Below are 14,788 nucleotides of genomic sequence, written 5' to 3'. Positions count from 1 at the left end.
AGGCTGACGAATTGATATAATGCCGATGGAATCGGCTAAAAATGAAGAATATTAGTGTTCGATAGCTATTTCAAACGGACTGGCAGGAACGGCTTTTGCCGATTGTAAGCGTGCTTTCAATGGGTTGTCCTTAAAGGCATAACGCACGCGGACAGGGTTGGCAACAGGACTCTCGATAGTGACTGTGGTGCCATCGCATGTGGCTTTGGCGTTGACAAAACGGCCTGAAGCGTCGCAAACTTCAAACTCTGGCTGTTCGCCCGACAGCATGGGTTGGTTGAAGCTGACGGTTACTTGGCGCTCGTTGGCTGTTGCTTTCACGGGTTGTGGCGACAGCCATGCCTTCTTGCCATATACTAAATGATCCATGCAAGCGCCTACACGATCAGCAACCTCCTTTTTGCGCAACGGATGGATATCTACCGTTTCACCCATATCGATGGCTACTGCCAGTTCGGCAAACGGGTCGTTGATGGCTACCAGACGCTGTGCTTCACGCAGTCGTGCCCATGCCGAGCGAGGCTGAGGCTGTTCGCTGGGCGCCATGAAGTTTGCCAATTGTACGATGCAGAACGGCAGTTGTTCGTTGTTCCACAGTGCGCGCCAGTTGCCCATCATCTTTTTCAGCAGTTTTCCATATACGGCAGGGCCATTGTCTTCCACCCATCCATCGTTGGTACCGGTATTCGATTCACCTTGATACCACACCACACCATTAATAGTATAAGGTGCCAAGGGGTAGAGCATAGCATTGTAAAGTACCGAAGGCAAGTTTTGTATGGATGTACCGCCACTTGGACAGGTTGTCATCAATGCTCCTTCCTGCACTTTCCATTGTTCGCTGAGACGCAGGGTGTCGCCATCTTCAAAGATGAGCATATAGGGTTTTTCGTGGATGAAATGGGGTATTCCGTATTTGCTGATGAAGCGTATGGACAGTACGTTGTCACCTTTGTGGAGCAAACCGGTAGGAATCTGGTAGCGGCGTGGCGGATATTGATAATAGGTGCGACCCACCTCGCGACCATTTACAAAGGTGTAATCCATGTCGAAGAGGGTTCCCACCAACAGTCGCGCTGCTTTTCCGGCATGCTTGCTGTCGATGTTGAGGTGTTGGCGAAGCCACAGCGACCCCCTATAGTTGCCATGGTAGCCTTGTGTCAGCGTGCTGTATTGGTTCACGGTGCGCCAGTCTTTATCGTTATAAGCCTCGCTGTTCCATCCTTCAGCCATGCCTTTGTCGCTCTTGTCAAGCAGTTCAGACCATCGGTTGTTTGCCATATTGTTGGCTTTATCCTGTGCTGCAACCATCTCCGGATTATCGTACAGCATGGTTTTCTGTACCATTATGGGAAATTCAGACAGTAGTGAATCGGCAGAAATCCAAGCCTCGACGGGTGTTCCACCTAAGGAGTTGCAGATCACTCCTTGTGCCACACCGGTTTGTTCAAACATCCTTTTGGCAAGAAAATAACTGATGGCGGAGAAACCCTTAACGTTGGCTTGTGTCAATGGTTTCCAACTTGTGGGTAGCACATCGGCTTTCGGAGCATGGGTGTCCTTATCTGTTTGTACGCGGAAATAGCGTATCTTGGAGTTCTCATAATGGTCGATTTCATCGGGATACTGTGGATATACGCGCTCAATAGTGACATCCATGTTCGATTGTCCGGCGCACAACCACACGTCGCCAATCATCACATCATTGATAACCGTAGTGCCAATGGTCAGTTGGTAAGGTCCGCCAGCCTTCTGTGGTGCAAGAGTGGCACGAAAATGTCCGTCGGCATCAGCCGTTACCATCGTTTTCTGCTTGTGCAGCCTGATGCCTATCTGCTGTCCGGGTTGGGCATCGCCCCATATTACGGTGGGTTTGTTGCGTTGCACCACCATACCATTTTGAAAGAGTTGTGGCAGTCGCACTTGTGCTGTACCGCTCATGGCGATGCACAAGAGTGTAAGGAGAGTAGTGGAAAGTCTTCGTTTCATTTGTCTTATAGTTTTTTGTTTTTTCTCTTGCAAACTTACATAAAAAAAGCGATGAAAACGAAAAAAAACATGGATTTATCCCGAAATGAAACAAATGATGTGGTATTGTGTGACACCATCAAATGAAAGTGAAGCAGAAAAGTGTTATCTTTGCACCGTAAAACTACGCTTAAAGCATCAATGAAACATCTAAGAACAGCACTCCTGACAACAGCCACAGTCGTGGCAACTGCTGCTTTTGCGCAGCAAATCACCTTGAAAGACGCCTACCGTGACTATTGGAATACTGGCGTAAGTGTTAACCAGTGGCAGGTGAAAGCCAACTCAAAGAGTCTGGCAGATCAGACTATTACCGGCGGAATCGATACCGATCAGACTATAGATTGGGATGTTATCGTCCGTAATTTCAATTATGTAGTGGCTGAAAATTGCATGAAATGCGAAGTTATCCACCCCCAAGAGGGTGTCTATGACTTTACGCTTGCCGATCAATTTGTAGATAAGGCACGTGCAGCAGGACTGAAAGTGCTGGGCCATTGCTTGATTTGGCACTCGCAATGTGCCCCATGGTTCCATTATGACGAACAAGGGAACCTCGTTTCGCCTGAGGTTTTGAAGAAACGCATGCGCGAGCATATCACCACTATCGTCAGTCATTTCAAAGGAAGAATCGAAGCCTGGGATGTGGTCAATGAGGGATTTGAGGATGACGGAACACTTCGCAAGAGCCTCTTCTATCAGATTCTGGGTGAAGACTACATACCTCTGGCATTCCAATATGCCCACGAGGCAGACCCAACAGCCCAACTTTACTACAACGATTTCTCGATGAATAGGGCGACAAAGGTGGAAGGTGTAGCTCGATACTTCGCTCCACTCATCCGCAAAGGACTGCCCATTACCGCCATCGGCATGCAGGGGCATCTCATACTCGATGATAACAACTATGTAGAGGAATACGAACATTCCATCAAGACCATTACCAGTTTGGGCGTAAAGACCTTCTTCTCAGAGCTCGATCTGTCGGTGTTGCCCAATCCGTTTGGCTTTGCTGGTGCCAATATCTCCGATATGTTTGCCTATCGTCCAGAGATGGATCCCTATAAAGATGGTCTCCCTGCAGCGAAGAAGAAAGAGGTGGAAGACTTCTGGACTCGTTTTTTCCAGATGTTGGTGCGCCATCGCGACGATATTCTGAGAGTCAATTTCTGGTGTCTGAACGATGCTTGTTCGTGGCGAAACGACTTCCCCATCAAGGGTCGCACCGATTATGCCACACTCTTTGACCGTCAGAACCAACCCAAACCGGAGATCCAAGCCATCATCAATGTGGTGCGCCCTGAAGGTGGTGACTGCTGTAAAGCAGCAGCAAAGATCAAAGGCAAGAAGAAAACAAAGAAATAAATAACTAATAAAACAACTGACTATTATGGCAAAACTACCCCGTTACCTATTTCCGAAAGATTATATGGCTGACCCTTCAGCCAATGTGTTCAACGGTAAGCTATACGTCTATCCCTCACATGATAGGGAGAGCGGTGAGGCTTTCGATGATGATGGCGGTCATTTCCAAATGAAAGACTACCACGTATTGTCGTTCAACGATGTGGAAAACGATGAGGCTACTGACCATGGCGTAGTGCTCGATGTAGAGCAAGTGGCATGGGCAGAGAAGCAGATGTGGGACAACGACGTGGTAGAGAAGGATGGCAAATACTATCTGATATTCTCTGCAAAAGATTATAATGGCGTGTTCCATCTTGGTGTGGCTGTGGCTGATTGTCCCGAAGGACCGTTTGTGCCGGAACCACAGCCCATCCGCGGCTCGTTCAGTATCGACCCATCGGTATTCAAAGACGATGACGGACAGATTTATTGCTATTTTGGCGGACTCTGGGGCGGACAGCTTCAGTGGTACGGCGACAATGGCGTAACTCCCGTTCCAGGTGAGCAGGGCGTTGTGATGGGCCCGGCTCCCGACAAAAAAACTCCGTTGGTATTGCAGGAAGGTACACCAGCACTGCCCAGTCGTGTGGTTCGCATGAGCGACGATGTGAAGCAGTTTGCTGAAGCACCACGCCCAGTTCTCGTGGTTGACAAAGACGGACAGCCCCTTAAGGCCGACGATCCTCACCGTTTCTTCGAGGCATCGTGGATGCACAAGTATAATGGTAAGTACTATTTCTCATATTCTACTGGTGACTCCCACTACCTCTGCTATGGTATTGGCGACAATCCTTACGGACCGTTCACCTATCAGGGTGTGATACTCGATCCTGTTGTGGGATGGACCACTCACCATTCTATCGTAGAGTTCAAGGGTCAGTGGTATCTCTTCTACCACGACTGTGTGCCCAGCAACGATAAGACATGGTTGCGTTCACTGAAGGTACAACGCCTCTTCTACAATGAGGATGGCACCATTCAGAAAGTTATCAACGAGTAGCCAGACCATACTGGCAACTGCCAATCCTAAGTATAAGAGGATGCTATAGAGCTTTTGCTCCGTAGCATCCTCTTACTGTCTGATGGCTGTTTCTGCCGTAGTTTCTGGCGAAACGCGCTGTGTAGCTCTATTCGTAGATGAGTGTTTGCAACCGTTCAGGATCAAACGTATAGCGTGCCACATCGAGCAGTTGGTCGGCAGTCAAGGCGTCAATCTGCTGGAGTAGCAAGTCGATGTCGCGCTCCTTGCCGTAGTGCAGATACGATTTGGCAATGTCGAGTGCATACTGTTCGCGGTTGTCGCAGGCTATGGCAATCTGTCCTTTCAACTGTTGCTTTGCATCGTGCAGTTGTCGTTGACTGAGCGGACGCTGCATCAGTCGGTCCAGTTCGTGGTGAACCAGTCGCAGGCAGCGCTTCACATCGTGGTGGTCGCAACCGAAATATACCGACCACACCCCTGTGTCGTGATAGCTCGCCATGCTGCTTTCTACGGTATATACCAGTCCGTTGCGCTCGCGCAGCGACAGGTTGAGGCGTGCATTCATACCCGGTCCGCCCAATATGTTGTTGAGCAGATAGAGTGGCAGACGTCGCTTATCGTCGAAACAGAAGGTGCGACAGCCCAGCATGACGTGTGCCTGATGGGTGTTTCGTTGCACGATATGGGTATGCTCTCCCGGGTCGGTATAAGTTTCGGACAGGTCTGTAGAGCCCGATGAAATGGGCGCTTTTTCGTCGCTTTTCATCGTTGTGCCTATGGCGTCCGCGTGGCGTTCCAGCAGTTTGATGAGCTTCTGAAAGTCTATATCGCCGTAGGCAAAGAAGATGGCATTGTCAGGGCGATAGTGTTTTCTGGTGAACAGACGTGCATCGTCGGCAGTGAAGTGTGCCACCACGTCGCGACTGCCCAGTATGTTGTGGCCCAAAGGGTGTCCGCAGAACAGCAAGTTCTCGTAGTCATCGTAGATAAGTTCGGCAGGCGAGTCGTTATAACTCTCTATTTCGTCGCATATCACATCCAGTTCGCGCCCCACTTCAGTATCAGGATAAGTGCTGTGGAATACGATGTCGCACAATAAATCTACCGCCTTGGGCAGGTGGTCGCGCAGTATAGCAGCGTAAAACACCGTGTCTTCCTTGTTGGTAAAGGCATTGAGGTCGCCACCCACACGCTCCAGTGTGTTGAGAATCTGTAGTGCCGAGCGCCGTGCAGTGCCTTTGAAAGTTACGTGTTCGCAGAAGTGGGCAACGCCTTCTTTGCCCGTTTCTTCCTGGCAGGACCCCGCGCGCACGCCGATTCCGCAATATACAACGGGCGAATCAGATGGCAGATGGATTACTCGGAGACCATTGTTGAGTGTATAGGTGTGATAGTTGTTCATCTCAAAAAACAATATTTCGTTTGCAAAATTACAGCTAATAATTGAGAAAAAGCCATAAATGGATGGAGGATATTAAAAAATGGTTGGATTTCATCATTGTTTTCACGACATGACATAACTCGACCCAGTTCGGTTCCGATGAAAACGTTCATAAAAAATATTTTTTTCTTTTTGTATTTACGCAAAATTGCGTTAACTTTGTCTGCTATATAGAAACAACAACACACAAATGCTATGCGAAAAGTAATAGGAATAGGCGAAACGGTGCTCGACATCATCTTTCGCGACGAGAAACCCATCAGCGCACTGCCTGGTGGTAGCACTTTCAATGCCATCATCTCTCTCGGACGTTCGGGAGTGAAGGCGAGTATGATTAGTGAGACTGGCAATGACCGTATCGGACAAAATATCATTAAGTTTATGGAAAGCAATGGTATCGATGCTTCCTACGTCAATGTCTATCCTGAATCAAAGTCGCCATTGTCGTTGGCATTTCTCAACGACCACAACGATGCCGACTATATTTTCTATAAAGACCATCCCCACGATCGCATAGACTATGTCTATCCTGAGGTTAATGCCGATGACATCGTGCTTTTCGGCAGTTTCTTTGCTCTCAATCCTGTCATCCGTCCCCAGGTATATGCCTTCCTTGACTATGCTCGCCAACGTGGCGCCATACTTTATTATGACGTCAATTTCCGTGCTTCTCATAAGAACGAGGTGATGAAGGTGACGCCCAATCTGCTCGACAATTTAGAGATGGCAGATATTGTGCGTGGCAGTTCGGAGGATTTCGAAATACTCTTCCGCCAGCATGATGCCGACACCGTTTATCGTTCGCAGATAGCCTTCTATACCAAAAAGTTCATCTATACCCGTTCGGCAGATCCTGTTGAGGTGCGTGGTGATAGTGGTTTCAGCAAGCAATATCCCGTTTTGCCCACTGAAACGGTCAGCACCATCGGTGCCGGCGACAATTTCAATGCAGGTTTCATCTACGGACTCATCAAGAATGGCATTACCCGCCAGCATATTGACCAAGGGCTTACCGAATCGCAATGGGACGCTCTTGTATCGTCAGCTCTTGATTTCTCGGCAGAGTGTTGTAGGGATATTTACAATTATGTGTCGGAGGAATATGGCGAAAAGATGCGGAAAGGTTTGCAGAATAATGGTTTGTGATGCATGAAATAACCGAATATAACTGGAGAAACAAACATCCGTTTCTCCAGTTTATATATCAGGTTTTATGGTCGCTAACTATTATATGCTTGTGACGAAATATTGAAATTCTTGAAAAGAAATTATTTTCAGGGTTCTAACAAACCTTGATAATGTTTTTATCCAACGTTTGACAAAGGTGTTATCCAACGTTTGACAAAGATGTTATCCAACGTTTGATAATGATGTTATCCAATGTTTGATAAAGGTGTTATCCAACGTTGTAAACAAGTCCTTTCAACGTTGTAAACAAGTCTTTTCAAACATAAGAAACAAGTACTTTCAAATATTAGAAACAGGTGTTGTCGCTATTAGTTTACTTCGCTGTCTAAACAGTCATCATCTTAACAACAACAAGCGCATAATGGTCGATGGGTGGTCAATCGGTGGTCGAAAAAACACTCAGAGAACAATCGACCACCACTATAAACGGGTAATTTACAGAGAGTTATGCTATGTGGTGGTCGAGTGGTCGATTTTTTCGACATCGCGTGCGCGTGCATACATACGCATGCGTGCGCACGAGAACGATGTAGATTCTATTTCTTTCCTACTTCATGGTCGATTCGGGTTAAGGTCACAACTTCGGCATCTGTACCATCTTTGTTATATTCGCTCACGAGAATATACTTCTCATTACACGCAACACCATAGCAACGACCATTTGATTTCTGAATCTGAGTTCCCCAATATGCCTCATCATCATTAAGAAGTTTGGTGTTATTGCCATTGACGGTATAGGATTGGTTGACCATAGCACCCATGAAGACATAGAGATTGTTCACGTGAAGTTCGTCAATGCCGAGTGCATTGATATGGTCGATATATACCTGTTTCATGGGATGGTCGGCATGTGGGATGGCATCCTGTGGCATGCTCCATCGCTTGAGTTTCGGAAACCACTGCAGTAGTTGTTGCTTGTATTCACACTTTGTGAGTTGTTTTCCCATGTTCTTGTTGTATTCATCTACAAACATTGAACAATAATCTGCCATCTCTTCCATAGTGTAGTTGCCGGTAAATGCCCCGTCTTTATAGCAGTAGATGCAAAACTCTTCACTCTTGCTGCCATCGGTATTGGTACCAAGAATATCGTCTGTCAGCGGCATACCGCAGCTTTGGCAAAATCTCATTTCTTTCTTATCCATATTATAATAGTGTTGATTGATATCCAATTGCAAAGGTATGGATATTCCGAACAAACCATTTTAACGTAACGGAAAAGATGGCATGTACATGAATGATTTTGCAACGAAGGAAGATCATGCTGCAACAGCCTATCGCCGAAAGGTAACCATATATGTGTTTTTTACTTCTTCTTTTCTCCCATAGCCGATGTTACTTGATCTCTCTAATCAACATGCCAGGATAGAAATCTTTACCGCTGACCTTCTCAAAAGTTGTGAATCCCAATTCTGCACCTTCTGCCTTTTCCTCTTTTGCCATAAAGCGGTTGTCCCAAATCAGATTTTTTGCAGGACGTATAACACCAACACGCTTATATTCTATGTGGCCTTTATCGTCTTCTACAGCCTCTAAGACTTCAAAACGACTCTTCTCGGTAATACCTTCTTTCTTTCCAATTTCACATTTCAAAGGTGCAACGGCCAATAATGGTGACTTAATCTTGAATACATCGAAGTTCTTCTGGAGGTTTGCCACATTTTCATCCAAAGCCCGTTGACAAGCCTTGCGCACCATGACCTGTGGCTCTGATTCGTTGATACCCATGAAAGAAATGTCTTTGCCACTGCTTTCCTGCATGCCAAGGAATATCAGTGTGAATTTGCCTCGGTTGTTTTCGAAGTTTTGTTTCTTTCTATCGTCTATAGTGTCTGTATATATTTCATTATAAAAGAACGATGAGATATCTTTATCCCACACCAATTGATAAAGGTAAGTGTTGATTTTAACATTGAATCCTTTGTATGTGGCGATAAGTGTTCCTAAATCATCCTGACCAATGGTGTTGGAACCATTCAGAATATTGTTGGTTTGAATAGCAGCACTCACTATTCCGCCAATAACAGCAGATCCGGAACTTTTATCTATATAGCGAATATCGTTGATCAATACAAATGTACTGCCGATTAACTCCTCGCCAGCATCCTGCAACAGCGCATCTTTGCGCACAGAAAGGGCAGCAAGGCGTTTCTCCATTTCAGATGCATTATTATAGCCACGCTCTTGAACAAGGTTCATACTACAAATGCCTGTGGATTTCTTGCGCTGAAACCATCGTGCAACAAGGCGACTCGCAATGTGTTGCTGCTGAAGAATCAGGTCGAAGTCGTTCATCTTTGCTTTGTCAGACAAGTCGTTGATCTTGAAACCATAATGATGATCAAGTTCCTTCATCTTCAGTTTTCGTTCTGTGGTATAGAAGACTCTCTTTCCTACATTGTGGTCGTTATATTTGTCAGGAATAGGCATAGCATTGAAAGCCTGTTCTATTTCGGTGGAAAAAGCTAAATCGCGGTGACATATCATAAAAGAATATATCGACCCTCGTCTGTATAGAAACAAGGAGTCTTCTTGCTGGGCGAACCCAGCAGAAGAAACCATTGTCAGTAATATGATAAATCGTAGTCTCATACGTTTTAATAATCCCAGTCTTCGGAAAGGTTGTCATAGATCTTGGGTGCCTCATCTGGAGCTTCTTGCCACAGCCCATTCTTCTTGAGATACTTAGCATTTTCCTGTATGATCTTAATCATCTCTTTTGGTTTCTCATTTATATCCACCATTTTGATATCCGCAGGAATCTCAAATTCAGAATCGTCAACAGGGCGCATAGTAATTTTCTTTAAAGTGCTGGAGATATTAAACTGCATGTCCATATTGAGCATTTCCGATGTAGATTGAACGACAATATTTGATGTGGATTTCAAAACTCTGCTTTCTGCCAGTGGTGTATTGCCTTTTCCCGCTGTAACAGAATCAGGGATAACAGCCCATTCGCAGTGGACGTTTGTCACAGCATGGTTGTCCAAAGTATCTGACACTAACTCATACTTTACTTTATATACATCACACTTGTAACTGTCAACCATCATTTCACCGGTCTTTTCTATTTTTGACTGGTTGATAGTCACACCACCAATTGTTGTTCCTCCTTCTCCTGTGGCATTATTAGCAGCATCAGTGAAGTAATAGCCTTTTTTGATGTAGGGATAATAGATGGCAGTTTTTGTCACATTTCCATTTGTCTGAGTAATCGTAACACTATTTTTACCACCATGATGCTCGCGTATCTTTGATCCTTTAATAAGAAGGGTGGTGGTACAGATGCCGTTGTAAAAATCAGGATTATTATCAACGTTCTTCTTGATAATAGATCCCGCTATCATTTTGGCAATAATATTCTTTGTTTTGAGTTTGGTCTTTACCTTTTGGTAAGAGTTTACTTTAGACACTATTTCTCCTTCAAATGGTTTTGCTTCATTGGTTTGGGCTGTACTGTTTCCTATTCCTAAAATAAGAAGTAACGCAAATGTAAATACTGTTTTCTTCATAATCATAATTTTTTTGAGGTTATTGTAATATTGATATCTGTTTTTATATATTGAAATATGAGTTGTTGTTTGATTCTATTCGTTTCGGATAGCAAAATATTCATATCCACTATCTGTTGAAGAAGACTCATTAATTAAATTTCCATTTTTGTCATACGCTTCATACTCAATTTTTTCTTCTGCTATAGTTTTTCCAAAATACATCTTGTCTATTCCGTTTTCCATATAAGTGCCTCTGAATTCAAGATCATAAGTCAAGGTATGTTTTTCTATTCCATAACAATTACCCACCATCGGGTATTTTATAGTAAAACTACAAGTCAAAGTAGCAGTGTTCTGACTTGTTTTAGTGTAATTATATGTTATAGGTTCTGTCAAACCATCCCATTCACAACCCTTTGCGAAGAGCGCCTTTCCTGTTTCGTCGAAATAAAGATTGTAGTATCTGTCTATTTCGCAGTTAAAACGGCAATTCTTCAGTTGTTTCGGTGCTTTGTTTTTGAAAGCAGCCCTTCTGTTAAGAGTAACCGTTTCGCCTTGCATCTTTAGTGTAATTTTATCACGTTCTATTTTATAGTCAGTAATGGTAAGGCTCCCTTCTCCAGTTTCGATAATTAAAGGAGAACTATTGCCATTGTAGATGATTTTGCCACTACCTTCCCATTCGATATATTCACTAGACTCCGGTTCTCCGGGATTTAGTCCGATATTAATTATTTCGTTGATTACCTCGTATGTGCCATCTGGTTGAATGACCCATTGAGCATAGTCACCTTGCCAAATTCCTGCAAGTGATGCTTGGACAGAAGCTGTTCCATTGTCATCGTTTGAACAACTACTGCAAACTCCTTGCATGATGCATACGGTAAGAATGCCTAAAAAATACTTGAAGTTTAAATTTTTCATATTCATTGTTTCGGGAGTTATAAGTTAAATTCTGCTTAAAGATATTTATTTATCTAAGAATAGAAGTTTGGTCTCTGTCTGTGGCATGTTCTCTGCGTAGGCTTTAGCTACTTCCTTGGAAGCATCGAGGCGACGTTGCTCCATATCGATGTTGTCGTCCATGACTTTTAGTGCAATATCCCATGGCGTATTCAGTTCAGCCTTCTCTTTGATTTCCTCAAGAAGTTTGATAGCAGCCTCATAACTTGATGATTCGGGATCTATCTCTGCCAACAGATTGGCGGCTTCGATAGCAGCATCACTATTTGTACGACCAGACCAAATGGCAACGGCTTTGGCCAATAGTCGTTCGCCTTCGGTGTTGATACGGTGCTGCCATACTTCCTTGACACATGATAGCGCACGATCATAGGCTGCTGCACATTCGGGAATAATGAGCAACTCGTAGATGGCTTCATCATACTTTCGGGTCTGGTCCAACATCTTGGCACGGGCAATGATACGGTCTGCTTGTGCATCATAGTATGCAACAATCTTTTTTTGAGATTGAGCTATGAAGTCTGACAATCCTTGATGACGTGGCGTCAGCCGTTTTACGGCATCGCTGAATGCGGCAGCATCACTCTGACCGACACCATCGAGTTGAGTGGTATATGCCGAGAATACAACACCATCGTCAGCGTTGAGCACCTTTAGGTTGAGTTGTATCTGACAGACTGTTTGGCGGGGAGGACCTGCTGTGATGCTCTTGCCTATGATTTCATATTCAGGGACCAATGCAAAACTATGGAGTCCTGCCATTGCCGATACACCATTCGTTGTCAACAACTGGCGCAGTTTGCCTGCTACCACTCGTTGGTAAGATACTGGAATGGCAGACGCACCAGACTGGAATGCAATGCCAATAGGCAGACTGCACTCTTGAGCCTGAACGGAAAGTGCCGTTGTGCAGGCTATGATAAACGATGCAATATATTTCTTCATAGTCGTAATACTTTATTTTTCTCCAACAATAAGCAGACAGCGACCCAGTCCACGGTTGACCACCTTAGTGGATATGTTGCGTGGGGCTCCTTTCAGATATTTACGTAGTTCGCGTGCAAAACCTTCTGCATCCATAGCCATACCGTTGGTGTGGTAGAGTGGGATGCGAACTTGATCGAAGAGCAGATAGTTTTCGGTGGCATCGCTCTTGTTGAAACGATGTTCTACGGTATTGTTTGCCATCCATTCGGTAATCAGTTCGCCAAGTTCCTTACCATCATACTCTGTTTCGAAATCGAGTTCTTGTCCGTTGTCTGGAATCTGTAATTCGATAACAACCTCGCGGCCTTTGGCAAGAAGGTCATCGAAGTGCTGGCGGAGCAGAGATGTGAAACTGTCCATGTGGTCTTGTACCGCCTCTTCTATGAGCACTGGAACTTCTGCAGAGAATGATGGTGCTCCAGTTCCTTCTGCACCAGCAACCTGCTTGTTACTATAGGCATCGAGTCCGCGGAGATTGTAGGTAATGGAACGTTTCGGCCCATTGACATTCACTCCCCAATCTACTTCTAAGATAATGTCGGCACGAGCCGTGCGACGCAAACGATCAACAGGACTCTCTGCCAAACCAACACCTGAGGTCTTGGTACGCATCACACTGTTCTCTTGATTGAGACGTTCTATACTTTTGATGGTCTGTGAGAGGTCCTGCAAAGGGAAACCACGTTCTGCCATGAGTGTATTGATTTTGGAGATGACCGCCATCAGGTCGCGGTTTTCCTGTAGTGCCTTCTTATAGTTGGGAATCATTTCCTTGATGCCCATTATATCTACAGTATCCATACAATGGTGTTCGTTACACCAGACATCACTTGGCACAACCATCAATTTCGGCAGTTTGGCCTGTCCGAACGATGGCATGGCAATTGCCAACAATGCTATCAGTATAATGTTAATCCTTGTGTTCATTATTATAGCGTGTCTATTTATAGTCTTTCTGAATAATTTTATCTTTGATGAGTCGTTGGCGCAACTGTGGACATTTCACGGTTACCACAATGCTCCATCGGGTTCCCAACGTACTCTCGGTATGTTCTCTTGACTTTTTCTTCTTTTTCTCATCCTTGAAAGAAACATATTTCTTGAAGCGGTTGCCGTCGGCAAAGAACTTGTTGAAATAGGCTTCGTGACGTTCGCGAGCATTGACTTCTGTCAGCATAGGACGTGTGTTGCAACCTTCCATGCCAGCATGAATACCCTTGAAGAGAATGTCACGTACGGCAGTTTTCATAGCTTGTTCTACCGCATCTTTCTTCTTGCTGCCGAATCCCCATACACGTAGTGTCTGAGTGCCATCTTCCTCCACACCGAGACATTGGGTCTCGAATCCTACTCGTGGCGACATGGCCACTTGTGCCTTTGCACCTGCCATCATAAATATGGCGATGCTGATGAGAATGGTTTTCTTCATAATGTTTCGTGTTAGGGTTAAAATCCACTGTTTAATCGTTTCACCACTCCTGCTGCTTCTAAATCTTTGCGGAGTTGTTCTTTGGATACAGAGATGATGCCGGTAACGATATACTGTTTGCCTTGACGCACTACCTGCATAGATCCTTCTATCAGAGTGGCATAAGCCTCGCATCCTCCTCCTTTGCGGAAAAAAGGAATAAAGAAGTCGCTATACTGTTGTTCAACCATGGCACTACCCGCCATTGGCGGTTGCGAAATGCATCCACCGCCACCTGAATAGCCTCGGAATAACACGCCATGGATAGCGCAACGCTTTAGGATATTGTCGCCGATTTTTTTTTTATCGCCCCCGGCTTTCTCTTTTACAAAAAAAAAACCTTGTTTTGCTGCCCCGCCACAACTTACTTCATATATAAGTGGTTTGTCTTTTTCTTTAGCCTCCATTGTGATTGGCATAGCAACCAATAATAGGAGGAGCACCCGTATCGTCCAGTCTCTCATAATGGGTATAGTTTTTAGTTATTTTTTTAATCATTTCCTACTTGCAAATTTACTGTGTTTTTTTAGATTCTACAAGTCGCCAAAATACCCATATACGATGACAGGTAATAAGTGCAGATAAGAGGAAAAAATTGGTTGATAAGAGGACAAAAATATTTTTGCGTCAACTTTGCAAGTGTTCGGAAATAAAAGAAAATTTCTGATTTTCTTTGTATTTCGCTCACTTATTCGTACCTTTGAGACTTTGTCTCTTAGGTAGGCTGCACCTCGGAAATAAAAGAAAATTTCTGATTTTCTTTGTATTTCGCTCGGTTTGCACTACCTTTGCACACGAATTTAGACCATGTGTATGATGGTCCGCAGGAT

The 14,788-nt window shown here is 44.7% G+C and carries 13 protein-coding genes; 3 read left to right on the top strand and 10 right to left on the bottom strand.

All coding sequences use genetic code 11. The features are described 5' to 3' along the window. Positions 1-51 precede the first annotated feature (51 nt). The gene (locus tag CIK88_RS04510; RefSeq protein WP_094434824.1) at positions 52-1,989 is read right to left on the bottom strand and encodes a sialate O-acetylesterase; all 1,938 of its coding nucleotides are present in this window, start codon (positions 1,987-1,989) and stop codon (positions 52-54) included. Between the two features lie 180 nt (positions 1,990-2,169). Between CIK88_RS04510 and CIK88_RS04505 the strand changes: the two genes are divergently transcribed. After that, entirely contained in the window at positions 2,170-3,393 is a 1,224-nt protein-coding gene (locus tag CIK88_RS04505; RefSeq protein WP_094434822.1) for an endo-1,4-beta-xylanase, read from the top strand. Between the two features lie 25 nt (positions 3,394-3,418). After that, positions 3,419-4,435 (top strand): glycoside hydrolase family 43 protein, encoded by a 1,017-nt coding sequence (locus CIK88_RS04500; protein WP_094391537.1) that lies wholly within the window; start codon positions 3,419-3,421, stop codon positions 4,433-4,435. A gap of 127 nt (positions 4,436-4,562) precedes the next feature. Here the strand turns inward: CIK88_RS04500 and CIK88_RS04495 are convergent, their stop codons facing one another. After that, positions 4,563-5,819 (bottom strand): pitrilysin family protein, encoded by a 1,257-nt coding sequence (locus tag CIK88_RS04495; protein ID WP_094434820.1) that lies wholly within the window; start codon positions 5,817-5,819, stop codon positions 4,563-4,565. Between the two features lie 234 nt (positions 5,820-6,053). Here CIK88_RS04495 and CIK88_RS04490 point away from each other — a divergent pair, with 234 nt between their 5' ends. After that, positions 6,054-7,004, top strand: a complete 951-nt coding sequence (locus CIK88_RS04490; RefSeq protein WP_094391535.1) for a carbohydrate kinase — start codon at positions 6,054-6,056, stop codon at positions 7,002-7,004. A 578-nt stretch (positions 7,005-7,582) separates the two neighbouring features. Here CIK88_RS04490 and CIK88_RS04485 read toward each other — a convergent pair. The 8 genes from CIK88_RS04485 to CIK88_RS04450 all read right to left on the bottom strand — a co-directional run bounded on the left by CIK88_RS04485 (position 7,583) and on the right by CIK88_RS04450 (position 14,422). Then, positions 7,583-8,191: a zinc ribbon domain-containing protein gene (locus tag CIK88_RS04485; protein WP_254046848.1), complete on the bottom strand. Its 609-nt coding sequence runs from the start codon at positions 8,189-8,191 to the stop codon at positions 7,583-7,585. Between the two features lie 190 nt (positions 8,192-8,381). Then, positions 8,382-9,638 (bottom strand): hypothetical protein, encoded by a 1,257-nt coding sequence (locus CIK88_RS04480; RefSeq protein WP_254046847.1) that lies wholly within the window; start codon positions 9,636-9,638, stop codon positions 8,382-8,384. A gap of 5 nt (positions 9,639-9,643) precedes the next feature. After that, positions 9,644-10,558, bottom strand: a complete 915-nt coding sequence (locus CIK88_RS04475) for a hypothetical protein (RefSeq protein WP_144007486.1) — start codon at positions 10,556-10,558, stop codon at positions 9,644-9,646. 75 nt (positions 10,559-10,633) lie between these two features. Next, positions 10,634-11,470, bottom strand: a complete 837-nt coding sequence (locus CIK88_RS04470; protein ID WP_094434814.1) for a hypothetical protein — start codon at positions 11,468-11,470, stop codon at positions 10,634-10,636. Positions 11,471-11,509: 39 nt separating this feature from the next. Next, positions 11,510-12,448, bottom strand: coding sequence for a hypothetical protein (locus CIK88_RS04465; RefSeq protein WP_094434812.1), 939 nt, complete (start codon positions 12,446-12,448; stop codon positions 11,510-11,512). Between the two features lie 12 nt (positions 12,449-12,460). Then, positions 12,461-13,417, bottom strand: a complete 957-nt coding sequence (locus CIK88_RS04460; RefSeq protein ID WP_094434810.1) for a DUF6175 family protein — start codon at positions 13,415-13,417, stop codon at positions 12,461-12,463. Between the two features lie 13 nt (positions 13,418-13,430). Next, the gene (locus CIK88_RS04455; RefSeq protein WP_094391528.1) at positions 13,431-13,919 is read right to left on the bottom strand and encodes a hypothetical protein; all 489 of its coding nucleotides are present in this window, start codon (positions 13,917-13,919) and stop codon (positions 13,431-13,433) included. A 17-nt stretch (positions 13,920-13,936) separates the two neighbouring features. Next, on the bottom strand, positions 13,937-14,422 hold the full coding sequence (locus tag CIK88_RS04450; protein ID WP_144269577.1) for a hypothetical protein: 486 nt from the start codon (positions 14,420-14,422) through the stop codon (positions 13,937-13,939). Between the last annotated feature and the right edge of the window lie 366 nt (positions 14,423-14,788).

It is taken from the genome of Prevotella sp. P5-50, from assembly GCF_002251295.1.
Classification (GTDB): domain Bacteria; phylum Bacteroidota; class Bacteroidia; order Bacteroidales; family Bacteroidaceae; genus Prevotella.
Note: the sequence above shows the minus strand (reverse complement) of the source record. Positions and strands in the feature narration are given on the sequence as shown.

Excerpts from the sequence above, each read along its gene's own strand:
- CIK88_RS04510 (WP_094434824.1), bottom strand. The coding sequence starts at position 1,989 with ATGAAACGAAGACTTTCCACTACTCTCCTTACACTCTTGTGCATCGCC.
- CIK88_RS04505 (WP_094434822.1), top strand. The coding sequence starts at position 2,170 with ATGAAACATCTAAGAACAGCACTCCTGACAACAGCCACAGTCGTGGCA.
- CIK88_RS04500 (WP_094391537.1), top strand. The coding sequence starts at position 3,419 with ATGGCAAAACTACCCCGTTACCTATTTCCGAAAGATTATATGGCTGAC.
- CIK88_RS04495 (WP_094434820.1), bottom strand. The coding sequence starts at position 5,819 with ATGAACAACTATCACACCTATACACTCAACAATGGTCTCCGAGTAATC.
- CIK88_RS04490 (WP_094391535.1), top strand. The coding sequence starts at position 6,054 with ATGCGAAAAGTAATAGGAATAGGCGAAACGGTGCTCGACATCATCTTT.
- CIK88_RS04485 (WP_254046848.1), bottom strand. The coding sequence starts at position 8,191 with ATGGATAAGAAAGAAATGAGATTTTGCCAAAGCTGCGGTATGCCGCTG.
- CIK88_RS04480 (WP_254046847.1), bottom strand. The coding sequence starts at position 9,638 with ATGAGACTACGATTTATCATATTACTGACAATGGTTTCTTCTGCTGGG.
- CIK88_RS04475 (WP_144007486.1), bottom strand. The coding sequence starts at position 10,558 with ATGAAGAAAACAGTATTTACATTTGCGTTACTTCTTATTTTAGGAATA.
- CIK88_RS04470 (WP_094434814.1), bottom strand. The coding sequence starts at position 11,470 with ATGAATATGAAAAATTTAAACTTCAAGTATTTTTTAGGCATTCTTACC.
- CIK88_RS04465 (WP_094434812.1), bottom strand. The coding sequence starts at position 12,448 with ATGAAGAAATATATTGCATCGTTTATCATAGCCTGCACAACGGCACTT.
- CIK88_RS04460 (WP_094434810.1), bottom strand. The coding sequence starts at position 13,417 with ATGAACACAAGGATTAACATTATACTGATAGCATTGTTGGCAATTGCC.
- CIK88_RS04455 (WP_094391528.1), bottom strand. The coding sequence starts at position 13,919 with ATGAAGAAAACCATTCTCATCAGCATCGCCATATTTATGATGGCAGGT.
- CIK88_RS04450 (WP_144269577.1), bottom strand. The coding sequence starts at position 14,422 with ATGAGAGACTGGACGATACGGGTGCTCCTCCTATTATTGGTTGCTATG.